Here is a 16,503-nt window from a genome sequence, read left to right on the forward strand (position 1 = left end):
CCTACTCAGACGTCGGTGACCGGGACCACACCCTGTCTCGTGGACGCGGCAGTGGTGGCGTCGTGGCGCGACAGGCCCCCGGGCCACCAGAACCGGCGACCCAGCAGGGCCACCAGCGCGGGGACCAGCACGCTGCGCACCAGCAGGGTGTCGAGCAGGACGCCGAACCCGACGATGACGCCGATCTGGGTGAGCACGATGAGGGGCAGCACGCCGAGCACCGTGAACACCGACGCCAGCAGGATGCCGGCGCTGGTGATGACGCCACCGGTGACGGCCAGCGCGACCCGGATCGCCTCGGCGGTGTCCTCGTCCTCGTGGGTGCCGGCCGCCTCGGCCTCCTCCTTGGCGCGGGTGGTCAGGAAGATGTTGTAGTCGACACCGAGCGCGACCAGGAACAGGAACGACAGCAGCGGCACGCTGAGGTCGAGCGCGGGGAACCCGAACCAGTGGGTGAAGGCCCACCAGCTCGCGCCGAGGCTCGCGACGTACGTCGCGACGACGGTCAGCACGAGCACCACCGCCGCGACCACCGAGCGCAGCAGCACCAGCAGCACGAGCAGCACGACGCCGAGGATCAGCGGGACGATCAGCCGCTGGTCGTGGTCGGCGGCGTCGGCGGCGTCGAGCGACTCGGCGTCCGGCCCGCCGACCAGCGCGTCGGGCTCGACCGCGTGGGCCGCCGTACGCACGGCCCGCACGGCGTCGAAGGCCTGCTCGGAGGCGGGGTCGGTGGTCAGCACGACCGAGAGCACCGCGGTGCCGTCGGCCCCGCCGGCCGGCTCGACCTGCTGCACGCCGTCGACGCCGCGCACGGCCTCGGCGACCCGGTCGCTCGAGCCGGCCGGCAGCACCACCGTGGTCGGCTGCGACGAGCCCGCGGCGAAGTGCTCGGCGAGCACCTCCTGGCCGGTCACCGACTCGGGGGTCGCGCGGAACTGCTCGGTGTCGGACAACCCGACCTTGAGGCCCACCAGCGGCAGGGCCAGCGCCACGAGCACGACCACGCCGACGACGCTGACCACGACGGGTCGGGCGGTCACGCCGGCCCCGACGCGGGCCCAGAAGCCGTCGCGGGTCGGGTCCTGCTGACCGACGCGGGGCACGAACGGCCAGAAGAGCCGGCGTCCGAAGCACGTCATCGCGGCCGGCAGCACGAGCAGCGCGTAGGCCACCGCGGTCGCGATGCCGATCGCCCCGCCGAAGCCGATGCTGCGGCTGCTGGGGTTGTCGGCCAGCCCCAGGCACAGCAGCGCCAGCACCACGGTGCCGGAGCTGGCGAGGATGGCGGGGGCCGCGGCGTCGAGGGCGGCGCGCATGGCGTCGTAGCGGTCCTCGACGCGACGCAGCTCCTCGCGGTAGCGCGCGATGATGAGCAGGGCGTAGTTGGTGCCGGCGCCGAAGACCAGCACCGAGGTGATGCCCGTCGACGCCCCGTCGGTCGGGAAGCCGAAGACCTGGGTGCCGACCGCGACCAGCTGGGCGGCGACCTGGTCGGCGACGCCCACGACGGCCAGCGGGACGAGCCAGAGCCAGGGGCTGCGGTAGGTGATGAGCAGCAGCAGCGCGACGACGCCGGCAGTGACGGTGAGCAGGCGGGTGTCGGCGCCGTCGAAGACCTTCGACAGGTCGGCGACGAAGGCCGGCCCACCGGTCACCTGCGCGTCGAGCCCGTCGGGCAGGTCCTTCACCGCGGCCGCGCGCAGGTCGTCGACGATCGTGCCGAGGTCCTCCTCGGAGGTGTCGGCGGCGATCGGGACGCCGATGAACGCCGCCGCACCGTCGTCGGCGAAGACCGGGAAGGTCTGCTGTCCCGCGGCGGCGTACTGCTGCAGGGCCTGGGCCTGCTGGGCGACCGCGGCCCGGTCGGCCTCGGTGAGCGGGACGCCGCCCCGGTCGAGCACGACGATCGCGGGGGTGAACTCGGCCGTGCCGAGCCGGTCCTGCAGCCGCGCCGCCTGGGCGGACTCCGCGTCGGTCGGCAGGTTGGACGTCGAGTTGTCGGCGACCTTGGCCTCGATGCCCGCCCCCAGCAGGGCACCCGAGAAGAGGATCGCGACCACCACGACGAGCCAGCTCAGCCGGCGACCGACGAGGTGCGGCAGGCGATACTTCGATGAGATGAGTATTTCCACGGACGAAAGAGTAAGGTGGGCGCGTGCCCGGCGCGACCCCCCCTCCGGATCCCGGCCGTACCGAGACCGCTCGGCAGGTCGTGCGGGCCCTGCGGCGCTACGCCACGGAGTCGGACCTCTACGTCGCCGACGCCTCGCGTGACAGCGAGATGCACCGCACCGACCTCAACGCGCTGGCGCTGGTGATGGACTGGGGGATGGTCGGCGAGACCGCGACTCCCGGGCGCCTGAGCGCGGCGATGCGACTGAGCGCCCCGGCCACGTCGGCGTTGCTGGACCGCCTCGAGCGGGCCGGCCACGTCACCCGCAGCCCCCACCCCGACGACCGCCGCTCGGTCGTCGTCGGAGTCACCGACCACGCGCTCGACGTCGGCGGGCGGATGTTCGGCCGGCTCGCCGCCCACCTCGCGCCCGTCCTGGACCAGCGCTCGGACGAGGAGCTGGCCCTGATCGCCGACTTCCTCGACCAGGTCGCTGCGGCGACCGTCGCGGCCCGCCACGACATCGCCGCCCACCGGGACGGGTAGGCGCCGACTATTCCTTGCGGGCGACGATCTTGGCCGCGCGCCGGAGGTCGGAGCGGACCGCGGCCGGGGCCAGGCGGTTGAGCACGGCGGCGACCGGGCGGGCCACCCCGGTGCCGCCCACGTGCATCGACACCCCGACGTCGCAGAAGGTGCCGACCGGGGTGAAGGTCAGCGTCAGGGTGGCGAAGAAGCCGCGCCACGTGCCGCGCTCGGACCAGCGGTGCGGGCGGTCGGCGTCGGTGAGCTCCATGTGGGGGCGCACCCGCGCCGTGGTGACGTCGGTCCAGGTCTGGCCGACCACGCCGTCGGGGCCGACCACGTCGACCACGTCGCGCAGGCTCGACTGCCACTGCGCCCGGTTGGCCGGGTCGATCAGGTAGTCGTAGGCGTCCTCGCAGGAGACCTCGAACCGCACTGGAGCGACCACGGCTACCACTTCTCCCCGGTCAGGAGCTCGAAGGCCTCGACGTAGCGGGCGCGGGTGCGCTCGACGACCTCAGCGGGCAGGGGTGGCGGTGCCTGCCCCGACGCACGGTCCCAGCCCGACTCGGGCGACAGCGCCCAGTTGCGCACGATCTGCTTGTCGTACGACGCCTGGGGACGCCCGGGCGTCCAGGCGTCGGCGGGCCAGAACCGCGAGGAGTCGGGGGTCAGCACCTCGTCACCGAGCACGATGGTGCCGGGACCGTCGAGCCGACGACCGAACTCGAGCTTGGTGTCGGCCAGGATGATGCCGCGCTCACGGGCGATGGTCTCGGCCCGCGCGTAGACCGCGAGGGTCAGCTCGCGCAGGGTCGCCGCGGCCTCGGCCCCGACCTCGGTCGCGACGGCGTCGTAGGAGACGTTCTCGTCGTGGTCGCCCAGGTCGGCCTTGGTGGCAGGGGTGAAGATCGGCGTGGGGAGCCGGCTGCCGTCGACCAGCCCGGCCGGGAGCGGGATCCCGCAGACCTCGCCGGTCGCGTCGTAGTCGAGCAGGCCCGTGCCGGTGAGGTAGCCACGGGCCACGCACTCGACCGGGAACATGTCGAGGCGCTCGCACACGACCGCACGTCGCGCGACGGCGGCGGGCACGTCGGTCGACACGACGTGACCGGGGACGAGGTCGGCGAGCTGGTCGAACCACCACAGCGACATCCGCGTGAGGATCTCGCCCTTGTCGGGGATGGTCGAGTCGAGCACGAAGTCGAAGATCGAGATCCGGTCGCTGGCGACCATGAGCAGGTGGCCGTCGTGCGGGCCGCCCTGCAGCTCGTAGAGGTCGCGCACCTTGCCCGAGTGCAGGTGGGTCGCCCCGTCGATGACCGGCGCCTCGGGGATGTTGAGCACGACCCGATCCTAGGGGCCGACCCCTGCGACCCGGCGCCCCGGTCAGCAGCCGCAGGAGAAGTAGGTGACGTCCCAGTGGTTGCCCTCGTCGGCGTACAGGTTGCCCGACGCCGCCTTGTACAGGGGCGCGCCGTCGCTGCGCAGGCCCTGGTAGCTGTAGGTGCTGTGCACCCAGCTGGTCAGGCAGGTGGTGCGGGTGAAGTCGAGCTTGTAGCCGTTGTAGTGGCTGTAGGTGCCCGACGCGTGGCCGACCTCGGTGCCCCCGGTGATGTTGAGGGCGCAGCCGCTGGCCCGCTTGAGCGTGATGGCGCCGTCGATCGACGTCTGGCGCAGGCCCTCGAAGGAGGTGCAGGTCGAGACGCTGCGCGTCGTGCAGCCGCCCGAGGACGACCAGGTGATGCCGGCGGCGCGCAGCTGCGACTCGGCGCTGGACTGGGTGACGGCCGACGCCGTACCCGCAGTGGCGAGCAGCCCGACCAGGGCGAGCACGAGGATGGTGAGGAGCGTGACGGTGCGGGAGACAGGGGTCATGGGACCCACGCTCACACGACCTCGCACCCGGGGGCATCGGGGAAGACCCTCGCGTCGACCCCCTGCCGACAGGTGGCAGCATGGTCGCCATGCCGGAGCCTGCTGAGGACGTCTACGCACGCATCGTCGAGGCCGTCGGACCCGACGGCCACCTGCCGATGCCGGCCCAGGGCGGGTGGGACATCTTCCCGTGGACCGTCGTCGACGGGGTCATCGCACCACGCACCCTCGCGCCGCCGGCCGACGAGGAGCCCCGCTACGGCGAGTCCCCCGACAAGCCGTGCGGCCTGTGCCAGGACGGCGTCGACGCCGCCCGCGTGGTGTGGGAGGACGAGCTCTGGGTGCTCACCCACCACGGCGCCCCCTCCGGCCTGCCGCTGGTGCTGACGCTGAGCACCCGCGAGCACCAGGACATGGGCGAGCTCGACGACGAGCTGGCCTCCCAGCTCGGCCGGATCACCAACCGCCTGGTGCGCATCATCGAGAACCTCCCCCACATCGGGCGCGTCCACGTCAACCGCTGGGGCGACGGAGGGTCGCACTTCCACCAGTGGTTCTTCGCGCGCACCGCGCGCCTGCCCCACGTGCTGGGCTCGACCGCCGTCGACTGGGACGACATCATCCCGCCGGGTCCCGAGGACGTCTGGCGCGCCGACCTGCACCTGGTCGCGACCAAGCTCGCCAACTGGGGCGGCGACGCCCGGGCCTGAGGTCCGCTCGCCCACGGCCCAGGCCGCCCAGGGCACCGAGCCCCTGGTCGTCGCCGAAGGTCCTGGCGGCCGCCGCCGACCGGGCCAGCGTCGAGACCGCCATCGGCGCGCCCATCGGCGTGCGACCCGACCGCGACACGGTGCGCCTGGCCGACCTCGACCGCGACGACACCGGCCCGCGCGCGATCCTGCCCCTGCTCGACCTCGACCGGGGCAACAAGCAGGTCGCCCACGGCATCAACCGGGTGCTGCGTCCCATCGACCTCTGACGCGCAGCCCCAGCCGGCCGTCGCCGTGCGCCGCGTCGCTCAGGCGCGCCACGGCGGCGGCTGGCCCTGCAGCCACCACTGCAGCCGGCGGGTGATCCACGGCAGGAACACGTAGGTCATCAGCGGCGTCATCACCAGCACCGTCGCGAGCACCCGCACGGGCAGGACCACGTCGGCGAGGAGGTCGCGCGAGAGGTAGTTGGCGAGCACGCTGAGCGGGAAGAACACGACGAAGATCGTGGTGGCCTGCTTCCAGCGCGGCGGCGGGGTGGGCAGCGCGGCCGCGGACTCGAGCACCGTCGAGGCCGGTACGTCGAACCAGCCCTCGATGCCGGTGCGCTTCTCCACGCGGGCCTCGACGACACCCAGCCCGGACGCCGCCGAGCGCCACCACTGGCGCTGCGCCGAGTGCTCCCACTGATCGAGGGACTGCTGGTCGGCGAACCGGTAGAGCATGTGCCACTCCTCCGAGTCGGCCTCGGTGCGCACCCAGCCGGCGCCCAGGAAGCCGGGGAACTTCTCGGCCAGCCCGATGCCGGCGTTGAGCCACGTGCGCATCTCGGCCTCGTGGCCGTTGGCGAGGTGGCGCGTGATCGCGACGGTGACGGGAGCAGTCATGCCCCCATCGTCCCGTGTCGGACGCCCGGGTCGTCCGCCTGAGGGTGAGTCATCGCTCACGGTGGGGCGGACGACCGAGCGGACCGGCCGACCTACAGGATCGCGCCAGGCGAGTACGCCGCCGCCTGCGGGTGGCGGGCGGCGACCTCGGCGACCCGGCGGCAGACCGCCTGGGTCTGCGCGACGGCGGCACCGGTGAAGGTGATCGGGTCGGCGACCAGGCTCGCGAGCTGGTCGGTCGTGAGGCCGAGGCGCTCGTCGGCGGCGAGCTTGGCGAAGACGTCGTTGTCGGCCTGGCCCTGGCGCATCGACAGCGCCGTGCCGACCGCCGCCTCCTTGATCGCCTCGTGGGCGGTCTCGCGGCCGACCCCGTTGCGCACCGCGGCCATGAGCACCTTGGTGGTGGCCAGGAAGGGCAGGTAGCGGTCGAGCTCGCGCTGGATGACGGCCGGGAACGCGCCGAACTCGTCGAGCACGGTCAAGAAGGTCTGGAACAACCCGTCGGCGGCGAAGAACGCGTCGGGCAGGGCCACCCGGCGTACGACGGAGCAGGAGACGTCGCCCTCGTTCCACTGGTCGCCGGCCAGCTCGCCGACCATCGAGAGGTAGCCGCGGGTGACGACGGCCAGGCCGTTGACGCGCTCGCACGAGCGGGTGTTCATCTTGTGGGGCATCGCCGAGGAGCCGACCTGGCCCTCCTTGAAGCCCTCGGTGACGATCTCGTTGCCGGCCATCAGCCGGATCGTCGTGGCGAGGTTGGAGGGGCCGGCGACCAGCTGGACGACGGCGCTGAGCACGTCGAAGTCGAGCGAGCGCGGGTAGACCTGGCCCACGCTGGTGAGCACCCGGTCGAAGCCGAGGTGGGCGGCGACCCGGCGCTCGAGCTCCTCGAGGCGGCTCTCGTCTCCGTCGAGCAGGTCGAGCATGTCCTGGGCGGTGCCCATCGGGCCCTTGATGCCGCGCAGCGGGTAGCGCGCCAGCAGCTCCTCGACCCGCTCCAGGCCGATCAGCATCTCGTCGGCGACCGTCGCGAAGCGCTTGCCGAGCGTGGTGGCCTGGGCGGCGACGTTGTGGGAGCGCCCGGCCATCACGGTGTTCTCGTGCTCGGCCGCCAACCGGGCCAGGCGGGCGAGCGTGGCCACGGCGCGGTCGCGCAGCAGGGCGAGCGACTGCTTGACCTGCAGCTGCTCGACGTTCTCGGTGAGGTCGCGCGAGGTCATGCCCTTGTGGATCTGCTCGTGACCGGCGAGGGCCGAGAACTCCTCGATGCGGGCCTTGACGTCGTGGCGCGTGACCCGCTCGCGGGCGGCGATGGAGGCCAGGTCGACCGTGCCGACGACGGCCTCGTAGGCCTCCACGACCCCGTCGGGCACCTCGATGCCGAGGTCGCGCTGGGCCTTGAGCACCGCGATCCACAGCTGCCGCTCGAGCACGATCTTGTGCTCGGGCGACCAGATCTCGGCGAGGTCGGCCCCGGCGTAGCGGGTGGCCAGGACGTTGGGGACGGTCACGCCCCTCATCCTCCCGTGGCGGTAGTCCCTGACGAAAATCAAGGATCCGGGGTCGAGATCGTTGATTTCCGTCAGGGACTATTACGACGTGGCGGGCACCCAGGCGTACCCGATCGCCACGGCCGCGACACGTTCAGACGGAGAAGACCTCGTCGAGGGAGAGCGGGACCGTGCCGTGCCCGCCGACGACGACGTCACCGCTCGGGGCCGCGTCGTCGAGGCGCAGCACCCGCTCCCAGGCCCCGTCGACGGCCTCGAACACGTCGATCGCCCGCGCGTCGGGGTCGACGACCCAGTACTGGGAGATGCCGGCGGAGAGGTAGTCGCCCGACTTGCGCATCGTGTCCTCCGAGCGGGTGCTCGGCGAGAGGACCTCCACCACGAGCACGGGCGGGTCGGTGACCCACCGGCCCTCCGGCCTGCGCTGCACGACCATGAGGTCGGGGGCGCGCAACCGGTTGCGGGGCAACCAGACGCCGACCTCGGTGACGACGCGGAGCCCGGTGAGCGTCGTGCGGAGGGCGACCGCAAGTGAGATCACGGCATCGCCGTGCTCGTAGGAGACCGGCGGGCTCACCACGACCTCGCCGTCGACCCACTCCGCCTTGGGCTTCTCCGGCAGCAGGAGGTAGTCGTCCCACGACATGCGCAGAAGCTGCAGGCCCTCCTCGGCGACGGACATCGCAACTCCCACGATCGGCTCGGACACATCGGTGCTCCCTCCAGTGTGGACCCCGGACGAGGCCGGGACCACCCTGGCGCAGCCCACCGACCCCCGTCGGCGGTCATCCACAGGCTGCGGGACTCAGATCCCCGCAGCGATGTCGGTGCGGTGCTGGGCGCCGGCGAACGAGATCGCCGCGACCCCGTCGTACGCCGCGGCGCGGGCCTGCGCGACGGACCCGCCGGTCGCGACGACCGCGAGCACCCGGCCGCCCGCGGTGACGAGGTCGCCGGACGCCGACAGGGCGGTGCCGGCCTGGATGACGTGGACGCCGGGCACGGCCTCGGCCGCGTCGACGCCGGTGATCACGTCGCCCGAGGACGACGAGGCGGGGTAGCCGGCCGACGCCATCACGACGCCGACGGCGGCGCCGGGCTTCCACACCGGCGGCGCGACGTCGGCGAGGGTGCCGGTGGCGGCGCCGAGCAGCAGCGGCAGCAGGGGCGCGTCGAGCAGGGCCAGCAGCGGCTGGGTCTCGGGGTCACCGAAGCGGGCGTTGAACTCCACGACGCGGGTGCCGCGCGAGGTCAGCGCGAGCCCGGCGTAGAGCAGCCCGGCGAACGGTGTGCCGCGACGCGCCATCTCGTCGACGGTCGGCTGCAGCACGTCGCGCAGCACCTCGTCGACCAGGCCCTCGGGCGCCCACGGCAGCGGCGTGTAGGCGCCCATGCCGCCGGTGTTGGGGCCCTGGTCGCCGTTGCCGATGCGCTTGAAGTCCTGGGCGGGCTGCATCGGGTAGACGGTGCGACCGTCGGTGATCGCGAACAGCGACACCTCGGGCCCGTCGAGGAACTCCTCGATCACCACGCGCTCGCAGCCGGCGGCGTGGGCCAGCGCCTCGTCGCGCGACTCGGTCACGATGACGCCCTTGCCGGCGGCCAGCCCGTCGTCCTTGACGACGTACGGCGACCCGAGCTCGTCGAGCGCCGCTGCGGCCTCCTCGGGCGTGGTGCAGACCCGCGCCGCCGCCGTCGGTACGCCGGCAGCCGCCATGACCTCCTTGGCGAAGGCCTTCGACCCCTCGAGCCGCGCCGCGGCACCGCTCGGGCCGAAGACCGGGATGCCGCGCGTCGTCACGGCGTCGGCGACCCCGGCGACCAGCGGACCCTCGGGCCCGACGACGACCAGGTCGACCCCGAGCGCGTCGGCGAGCGCCGCGACGGCCTCGCCGTCGATCGGGTCGACGTCGTGCAGGGTCGCCACCGCCGCGATCCCGGGGTTGCCGGGTGCGCAGTGCACCTCGGTGACGGTGGGGTCGCAGGCGAGCGCCCGGGCGAGGGCGTGCTCACGACCTCCGGGTCCGATGACGAGGATCTTCACGGCACACGACCCTAGTGGCGCGTCGTCCCACCGGGGGTGCTGAGGCATGATGTGCCGCGATCGACCCCGCTCGGAGGGTCGATCGTCGACATCCTGGGTAAGGGCGGTCTCGTGGCACTTCCCCAGGTCGGTCAGGTCTTCGGTCGTTACCGCATCGACGACGTCGTCGGTCGCGGCGGCATGGGCGTCGTGCTGGGAGCGACCGACACCGGCCTGGGACGCCGGGTGGCGCTCAAGGTCGTGGCGGCCGACCTCGGCGGCGCCGCCGAGTTCCGCACGCGCTTCGAGCGCGAGGCCGCCACCCTGGCCCGGCTCGCCTCGCCCCACGTCATCGCGATCTACGACTACGGCACCCTCGACGGCTGCCCCTACATCGCCACCCAATACGTCGCCGGCGGCGACCTGGGTGCCCTCCTGCACGACCGGGGCCCGCTGCGGCCCGGCGACGCGCTGCGCGTGTGCGCCCAGGTGGCCGACGCGCTCGACGACGCCCACCGGGCCGGGATCGTGCACCGCGACATCAAGCCGACCAACGTGCTGGTGCGCGACCGCGCCGCCGACGAGCCGCACGTCTACCTCTGCGACTTCGGCATCGCCCGCACCGGCACCGACGGGCTCACCGCGGTCGGCGCGGTCGCCGGCACGTGGAGCTACCTGGCCCCCGAGAACGGCCGCGGGGTGCCGGCCACCGCCTCCTCCGACCTCTACGCCCTCGGCTGCCTGCTGTGGGCGACCCTCACCGGCCACCCGCCCTACCGCGGCACCGACGTCGAGATCGCCCTGGCCCACCAGCGCGACCCGGTGCCCCGGCTGGTCGGCGGCTCGGCGCTGGCGACCGCCGTCAACGACCTGCTGACGCGCAGCATGGCCAAGGACCCCGCCGACCGCTTCCCCGACGCCGCCTCCATGCGTGCCGCCCTGCTCGCCGCGGCCGACCTGCCCGGGGCCGACGCCCCGCTGCCGCCCGTCGTGCAGCACGACCCCACGGTCCCCCCGCACACCGGCGTGCGCCCCTCGACCCCACCGCCGACCACCCCACCACCGGCCACCCCACGACCGGCCACCCCACCACCTCCCGCCCCCCGCCGCCCGTCCGGCCGACGTCGTACGGCGCTGGCCGGCGCGGCCGCCGCGGCGCTGCTGGTCGCCGGTGGGGTCACGGCGTTCGCGCTGACCCGCGGCGACAGCGCCGACGACCCCGGCACCGCCGACCCGAGCGGGGCGACGTCCGGGGCGACGTCCGGGGCGGCGTCCGACCCGGCCACCGTGCCGCCCCCGGGCGACCGACCGGTCACCGGCGACCTCGACGGCGACGGGCTCGGCGACGTCAGCGCCGACTACGACCCCGCCGACGGCGACGCGCTGCTGACGACGACGTGGTCCTCCGACGGGTCCACCCTCGTCGACCCCCGGACCGACGACCTCGGCCCGCGCACCGGGCTGCCGACGTGGCGGGTGCGCGGCCACCTCGACGCCGACGACACCGAGGACGTCCTGGTCCTGCGCCGGCCCGGCGGCAAGGGCCCGATCAGCGTGTCCAGCGACCTCAGCGGCGGCGGCCGCGTCGACGCCGAGCTCGACCCCGGCCAGGACGTGTCGAGCAACGACGCGCTGGCCGACCTCGACGGCGACGGCCTCGACGACCTGCTCCACCTCGAGGTCGTCGACGAGCGGCTGGTGCTCAGCACCCGCACCTTCGACGGCACCGGCTTCGGACCCGCGCAGGAGCGGCTGACCCTCGACGACGACCTCGACCTGCTCTGGATCCGTCCGGGTGACTTCGACGGCGACGGCCGGGTCGACCTCGCGACGCTGGTCCTCACCGGCACCTACGACAACGGCTACCCCGGCAGCGTCGACATCCGGCTGGGCGACGGCGCGGGCGGGTTCGCCGAGCCGATCAGCGCCCCCTTCACCTCGGCCGGGGCCACCCTCTTCCTGCGCAGCGGCGACGTCGACGGCGACGGTCTCGACGAGCTGGTCGTCGCCGACCTCGACACCCGGATCGTCGTGCTCAACCTCTTCGACGTCGACGACGGCGCCATCACCCCCCGCGGCAACGCCGGCAGCATCCGCTACGTCAACACCACCCCGCTCGACCTGGCCGTCAGCGACGTCGACGGCGACCACACCGACGACGTGGTGGCCCTGAGCCTGGTCCGCCCCGGCGGCACGGCCCGCGTGCAGGCCGGCCTGTCCGACGGCACCACCTTCACCAGCAGCCTGTGGCTCGCCTGGGACCAGCTGTTCACCGCCGAGGACAACGGTGACGACGAACGATTCGAGCTCCTGGAGGACGCACGATGGTGAACCCCGCAACCCCGCCCCCGAGCCCCGGAACGACCTTCGGGCCTTACCGGATCGACTCGGTCGTCGCCCAGGGACCCACCGAGGTCGTCTACCTGGCCACTGACCAGCGCCTGGGCCGCCCCGTCGCGCTCAAGGTCGCCGTCACCGCCCCGACGTCCGCCCCGACGTCCGCCCCGACGTCCGCCCCGACGTCCGGCCCCGACCTCGCCGGGCCCTTCCAGCGCGAGGCCGCCGCCCTGGCCCGCGTCGAGTCGTCCCACGTGGTGCAGGTCTTCGACCACGGGGTCGTGGACGGGCGACCCTTCCTCGCCACCCAGTACGCCGCCGGCGGCGACCTCGGCACCCTGCTGGCCCGGCTCGGCCCGATGCCGCTCCCGGTCGCGGCCACCGTGACCTCCCAGGTCGCCGAGGCGCTGCGCGACGTCCACCAGGCCGGGCTCGTGCACGGCCACCTCGACCCGGGCACCGTGCTGCTGCGCGACGAGCGCCTCGACCGCCCCCACGTCCTGGTCTGCGACGTCGGCGTCGCGCCCACCCAGGACCCGGCCCAGGACCGGACCCAGGGCCCGACCCAGGCCGACGACGTCCTCGCCCTGGGGGCCCTGCTCCACCACGCCGTCACCGGACGGCCGCCCCACGACGACGGTGCGGTGCCCCAGGTGCCCGGCACCGACGACGCCACCCGACGGCTCAACGAGGTCCTCGCCCGCACGATGGCCCAGGACCCCGCGCAGCGGCCCTCGGCCGCTGAGGTCCGCGCCGAGCTGCGGGCCTTCGCCGGTCTCCTCTCCGCACCCCCCCGCCGTCCCCGCACCTCCCGTCCACGCGCCGCCCCCGCCGCCCCCGCCCGCCTACCAGTCGCTCAGCGTCCCCCAGGCCCCGCCGTACGCCGCGTACCCCGCCGCGTACCCCGCCGCGGGCGCGAACGGCGCGAACGGCGCGAAGAAGAACCGGACCCTGCTGCTCGTGGCCGGCGCCGCCGCGCTCACGTTGCTGCTCGTCGTGGGCGTCGTGGTCGCCGTCCTCGCCGGCGGCGACGACCCCGCCCCGAGCGCCGGGCCCGCCGACCCCGTGCCGACGTCCAGCACGAGCGACCCGGCGACCACCGACCCCGCCGACCCCACCGCCACCGGTCCGACCGAGCCCGAGACCACCGCGCCCGTGCCGGTCACGCCCGACACGTCGGGTGCCGTGCGCGGCGACATCGACGGCGACGGGTTCGGCGACCTCACGCTGCTCAGCTTCGACGGACTGTTCGTCCTGTCCTCCGACGGCACGTCGTCGTTCGGCAAGCCCGAGGTGCGCCGCAACCGCAGCGGCCTGACCGGCATGTCCGGCGACGTCGACGGCGACGGCCGGCTCGACCTGGTGCGCATCCAGGGGTCGCCGCCACGGATGGCCGCCACGGTCTCGGTCGCCGGCTCGGCCGTCTCACCCGTCGCCACCCCCGACACGCCCGACGTCATCAGCAGCCTCGACGTCCAGATGGCGCTGGGCGACGTCGACGGCGACGGCGACCTCGACCTGGCGGCGCTCACCCCGCTCACCAAGACCAAGGTGCAGGTCGACGTGGCGCTCGGCGACGGCACCGGCCGGTTCGCGGCGACGACGACCTGGTTCGCCGGTGACCTGTTCGCCTCCGAGGGACGCATCGCGCTGGCCGACGTCGACGGCGACGGCGACGCCGACCTGTTCCACAACACCACCGACCGAGACTCCGCGACGCCGATGGGCGAGCTGCTCACCAGCGACGGCGCGTCGTTCGCCGTCGCGGGCAGCGCGTTCACCTTCGACAACGGCGGCTACGCCACCAACTCGGTCAAGGTCGGTGACGTCGACGGCGACGGCGCCGACGAGCTCGTGAGCTTCGCCAGCTACGGGCCCGCCATCAACGTGCTGTCCTACGACGGCAGCACCTTCGAGCAGCCCTCGTGGTACGACAACTCCGACACCGTCGACCCGGTGTCGATCACCGACTGGACGATCAGCGACGTCAACGGCGACGGCTTCGACGACATCGTGACCCTCGGCTCCGACGACAACTTCGACTACGTCATCAGCGGCGCGTTCCTCAGCGACGGGCAGACGTTCACACCGGCCCTGGAGTGGGCCGGGCCGCTGCGCGTCGGCGACACCACGTTCGGCCTGCTCGGCCCGAGCGTGCCCTGACGGGCTGGAGGTCTAGGGCCCGCTGAGTCGTCAGCCCGGCAGCAGGTCGTGCCGCACGATGGTGGCGGCCCGCGACGGGCCCACGCCGACGACCGAGATGCGCGCGCCCGACATGGCCTCGACGGCCTCGACATACGCGCGCGCGTTGGCGGGCAGCTCCTCGAAGGTGCGGCACTCGGAGAGGTCCTCCCACCAGCCGGGGAGGTACTCGTAGATCGGCACGGCGTGGTGGAAGTCGCTCTGGTTGACCGGCATCTCGTCGTGGCGCACGCCGCCGACGTCGTAGGCCACGCACACCGGGACCTGCTCGATGCCGGTGAGCACGTCGAGCTTGGTGAGCACGAAGTCGGTGACGCCGTTGACGCGGGCGGCGTAGCGGGCGATGACCGCGTCGTACCAGCCGCAGCGGCGCGGGCGACCGGTGGTCGTGCCGTACTCGGCGCCGATCTTGCGCAGGTGCTCGCCCGAGTCGTCGAACAGCTCGGTCGGGAACGGGCCCTCACCGACGCGGGTCGTGTAGGCCTTGACGATGGCGACGACCTGGTCGAGCCGCATCGGCGGGATGCCCGAGCCGGTGCAGGCGCCGGCGGCGGTGCACGACGACGACGTGACGAACGGGTAGGTGCCGTGGTCGACGTCGAGCAGCGTGGCCTGGCCGGCCTCGAGCAGCACGGTGTCGCCGGCGTCGAGGCGCTGGTTGAGGAACAGCCCGGTGTCGCACACCATCGGCGCGAGGCGCTCGGCGTAGGCCAGCAGCTCCTCGACGATCTCCTCGACCTCGGGGGCGCGGCGGTTGTAGATCTTGGTGAGCACCTGACCCTTGAGGTCGAGGGCGCCCTCGACCTTCTTGCGCAGGATGCTCTCGTCGAAGAGGTCCTGGACGCGGATGCCGATGCGGTTCATCTTGTCGGCGTACGTCGGCCCGATGCCGCGCCCGGTGGTGCCGAGGCGCCGCGAGCCGAGGAAGCGCTCGGTCACCTTGTCGACCGCCTTGTTGTAGCTCGGGATCACGTGGGCGTTGGCGCTGACCTTGAGCTTGCTGACGTCGACCCCACGGGCCGACAGCGCGTCGAGCTCCTCGAAGAGCACCTCGACGTCGATGACGACGCCGTTGCCGATCACGGGGGTGCAGTTGGGGCTCAGGATGCCCGACGGCAGCAGGTGGAGTGCGTACTTCTCGTCGCCGATCACCACCGTGTGGCCGGCGTTGTTGCCGCCGTTGAACTTGACGACGTGGTCGACGCGGCTGCCGAGCAGGTCGGTCGCCTTGCCCTTGCCCTCGTCGCCCCACTGGGCGCCGATGATCGCGATCGCGGGCATGTGCACACTCCAAAGCTGAGAGAAAAACGTCGGAACCCCGGGGCAACAGCGGCCGGGGCTCTTGCGTCGGTACGTTACCAAGCCCCGGGCCGACCGCGTCCGTTAGGTTCTCGACGTGGACCCGTTGCTCGTCATCACCAACTCCTCGGCCGGCACGTCCGACGAGGAGAACCTCGAGCGCGCCCTGGCCGTGCTGCGCCCGCACACCTCGGTCGAGGTCGAGGCGACCTCCGAGCCCGGTGAGCTCGACGGCGTCCTGCACCGCGCCGGTTCGCGCACGATCGTGGTGGCCGGCGGCGACGGCAGCATGCACGCGGTCATCTCCGCGCTGCACAAGCGCAACGACCTCGGCAAGAACGTCATCGGCCTGCTCCCCCTCGGCACCGGCAACGACTTCGCCCGCGGGCTGGGCCTCCCCCTCGACGTCGAGGACGCGGCGCAGGTCCTGCTCGAGGGCACCCCGCGCGCGATGGACCTGATCGTCGACGAGGTCGGCGAGGTGGTCGTCAACAACGTCCACGTCGGCGCCGGTGCCGCCGCCAGCCGCCGCGCCCACCGGTGGAAGGAGCGCCTGGGCTCCGTCGGGGTGGGCAGCCTCAACCTCGGCAAGCTCGGCTACCCGATCGGTGCTGCCATCACGGCGTGGAACCCGCCGGTCATCCGGCTGCGCGTCGAGCTCGACGGCGAGGTCGTGACCGACCTCGACACCCAGGTCCTGCAGGTCGCGGTCGGCAACGGCTCGTCGGTCGGCGGCGGCACCGACCTGGTGCCCGACGCCGAGGCCGACGACGGCCGGCTCGACCTGATGGTCTCGCGGGCGACCGGCCCGGTCTCCCGGCTCGTCTACGCCTCCCGCCTGGCCCTGGGCAGCCACCCCGAGCACGCCGACGTCGACTACCTGCGCGGCCAGTCGGTCACCGTCACCGGCGAGGAGTTCTGGATCAGCGCCGACGGCGAGATCTCCGGCCCCGAGCGGCACCGGTCCTGGCGACTGCAGCGGGCGGCGTACGAGATGGTGCTGCCCGCTCGATAG

At 73.4% G+C, this 16,503-nt stretch carries 16 protein-coding genes and 1 pseudogene; 7 read left to right on the plus strand and 10 right to left on the minus strand.

Annotation, left to right across the window (positions count from 1 at the left end; genetic code table 11):
- Positions 1–5: 5 nt before the first annotated feature.
- On the minus strand, positions 6–2,135 hold the full coding sequence (locus FZC61_RS02240) for an MMPL family transporter (RefSeq protein ID WP_211357041.1): 2,130 nt from the start codon (positions 2,133–2,135) through the stop codon (positions 6–8).
- Positions 2,136–2,158: 23 nt separating this feature from the next.
- On the opposite strand from FZC61_RS02240, the gene FZC61_RS02245 reads away from it, so the two are divergent.
- A complete protein-coding gene (locus tag FZC61_RS02245) occupies positions 2,159–2,662 on the plus strand; it encodes a MarR family winged helix-turn-helix transcriptional regulator (protein ID WP_148612026.1) in 504 nt (167 codons plus the stop codon).
- Positions 2,663–2,669: 7 nt separating this feature from the next.
- Here the strand turns inward: FZC61_RS02245 and FZC61_RS02250 are convergent, their stop codons facing one another.
- The 3 genes from FZC61_RS02250 to FZC61_RS02260 are packed head-to-tail and all read right to left on the minus strand — an operon-like array spanning position 2,670 to position 4,519.
- Complete coding sequence (locus FZC61_RS02250) at positions 2,670–3,089, minus strand: SRPBCC family protein (RefSeq protein ID WP_170285937.1); 420 nt, start codon at positions 3,087–3,089, stop codon at positions 2,670–2,672.
- Positions 3,090–3,091: 2 nt separating this feature from the next.
- A complete protein-coding gene (locus FZC61_RS02255) occupies positions 3,092–3,979 on the minus strand; it encodes a phosphoribosylaminoimidazolesuccinocarboxamide synthase (protein ID WP_425465805.1) in 888 nt (295 codons plus the stop codon).
- Positions 3,980–4,030: 51 nt separating this feature from the next.
- Entirely contained in the window at positions 4,031–4,519 is a 489-nt protein-coding gene (locus FZC61_RS02260) for a hypothetical protein (RefSeq protein WP_148612032.1), read from the minus strand.
- A gap of 89 nt (positions 4,520–4,608) precedes the next feature.
- Here FZC61_RS02260 and FZC61_RS02265 point away from each other — a divergent pair, with 89 nt between their 5' ends.
- Both FZC61_RS02265 and FZC61_RS22885 read left to right on the plus strand, forming a co-directional pair.
- The gene (locus FZC61_RS02265; protein WP_148612034.1) at positions 4,609–5,229 is read left to right on the plus strand and encodes a hypothetical protein; all 621 of its coding nucleotides are present in this window, start codon (positions 4,609–4,611) and stop codon (positions 5,227–5,229) included.
- A 119-nt stretch (positions 5,230–5,348) separates the two neighbouring features.
- Positions 5,349–5,498, plus strand: a complete 150-nt coding sequence (locus FZC61_RS22885; RefSeq protein WP_170285938.1) for a hypothetical protein — start codon at positions 5,349–5,351, stop codon at positions 5,496–5,498.
- A gap of 39 nt (positions 5,499–5,537) precedes the next feature.
- Here FZC61_RS22885 and FZC61_RS02270 read toward each other — a convergent pair whose 3' ends face one another.
- The 4 genes from FZC61_RS02270 to purD form a co-directional block, all read right to left on the minus strand.
- On the minus strand, positions 5,538–6,116 hold the full coding sequence (locus tag FZC61_RS02270) for an antibiotic biosynthesis monooxygenase (protein ID WP_148612036.1): 579 nt from the start codon (positions 6,114–6,116) through the stop codon (positions 5,538–5,540).
- A gap of 92 nt (positions 6,117–6,208) precedes the next feature.
- The gene (gene purB, locus FZC61_RS02275; protein ID WP_425465803.1) at positions 6,209–7,627 is read right to left on the minus strand and encodes an adenylosuccinate lyase; all 1,419 of its coding nucleotides are present in this window, start codon (positions 7,625–7,627) and stop codon (positions 6,209–6,211) included.
- A gap of 133 nt (positions 7,628–7,760) precedes the next feature.
- Positions 7,761–8,309, minus strand: coding sequence for a Uma2 family endonuclease (locus FZC61_RS02280; RefSeq protein ID WP_148612040.1), 549 nt, complete (start codon positions 8,307–8,309; stop codon positions 7,761–7,763).
- Positions 8,310–8,432: 123 nt separating this feature from the next.
- Positions 8,433–9,671 carry a phosphoribosylamine--glycine ligase gene (gene purD / locus FZC61_RS02285; RefSeq protein ID WP_148612042.1) on the minus strand — a complete coding sequence of 413 codons (1,239 nt, stop codon included), beginning with the start codon at positions 9,669–9,671 and terminating at the stop codon, positions 8,433–8,435.
- A gap of 111 nt (positions 9,672–9,782) precedes the next feature.
- Between purD and FZC61_RS23885 the strand changes: the two genes are divergently transcribed.
- Positions 9,783–11,981, plus strand: a complete 2,199-nt coding sequence (locus FZC61_RS23885) for a protein kinase domain-containing protein (RefSeq protein WP_148612044.1) — start codon at positions 9,783–9,785, stop codon at positions 11,979–11,981.
- Positions 11,975–12,520 (plus strand): annotated as a pseudogene (locus FZC61_RS24055) (protein kinase domain-containing protein); the annotation flags it as partial. The gene FZC61_RS23885 and the pseudogene FZC61_RS24055, both read left to right, overlap by 7 nt.
- A 312-nt stretch (positions 12,521–12,832) precedes the next feature.
- Here FZC61_RS24055 and FZC61_RS22890 read toward each other — a convergent pair.
- The gene (locus FZC61_RS22890) at positions 12,833–12,970 is read right to left on the minus strand and encodes a hypothetical protein (RefSeq protein WP_170285939.1); all 138 of its coding nucleotides are present in this window, start codon (positions 12,968–12,970) and stop codon (positions 12,833–12,835) included.
- Between FZC61_RS22890 and FZC61_RS02300 the strand changes: the two genes are divergently transcribed.
- Positions 12,948–14,150 carry an FG-GAP repeat domain-containing protein gene (locus FZC61_RS02300; protein ID WP_148612046.1) on the plus strand — a complete coding sequence of 401 codons (1,203 nt, stop codon included), beginning with the start codon at positions 12,948–12,950 and terminating at the stop codon, positions 14,148–14,150. The genes FZC61_RS22890 and FZC61_RS02300 overlap by 23 nt on opposite strands.
- Before the next feature lie 30 nt (positions 14,151–14,180).
- Here FZC61_RS02300 and FZC61_RS02305 read toward each other — a convergent pair whose 3' ends face one another.
- Complete coding sequence (locus FZC61_RS02305) at positions 14,181–15,470, minus strand: adenylosuccinate synthase (protein WP_148612048.1); 1,290 nt, start codon at positions 15,468–15,470, stop codon at positions 14,181–14,183.
- Positions 15,471–15,585: 115 nt separating this feature from the next.
- Between FZC61_RS02305 and FZC61_RS02310 the strand changes: the two genes are divergently transcribed.
- Positions 15,586–16,503: a diacylglycerol/lipid kinase family protein gene (locus FZC61_RS02310; protein ID WP_148612050.1), complete on the plus strand. Its 918-nt coding sequence runs from the start codon at positions 15,586–15,588 to the stop codon at positions 16,501–16,503.

Source organism: Nocardioides rubriscoriae, from assembly GCF_008087085.1.
Classification (GTDB): Bacteria; Actinomycetota; Actinomycetes; order Propionibacteriales; family Nocardioidaceae; genus Nocardioides; species Nocardioides rubriscoriae.

Bases quoted from the DNA above. Each gene is read 5' to 3' on its own strand.
- FZC61_RS02260 (WP_148612032.1), bottom strand. From the start codon at position 4,519: ATGACCCCTGTCTCCCGCACCGTCACGCTCCTCACCATCCTCGTGCTC.
- FZC61_RS02265 (WP_148612034.1), top strand. From the start codon at position 4,609: ATGCCGGAGCCTGCTGAGGACGTCTACGCACGCATCGTCGAGGCCGTC.
- FZC61_RS02270 (WP_148612036.1), bottom strand. From the start codon at position 6,116: ATGACTGCTCCCGTCACCGTCGCGATCACGCGCCACCTCGCCAACGGC.
- FZC61_RS02280 (WP_148612040.1), bottom strand. From the start codon at position 8,309: ATGTCCGTCGCCGAGGAGGGCCTGCAGCTTCTGCGCATGTCGTGGGAC.
- FZC61_RS02305 (WP_148612048.1), bottom strand. From the start codon at position 15,470: ATGCCCGCGATCGCGATCATCGGCGCCCAGTGGGGCGACGAGGGCAAG.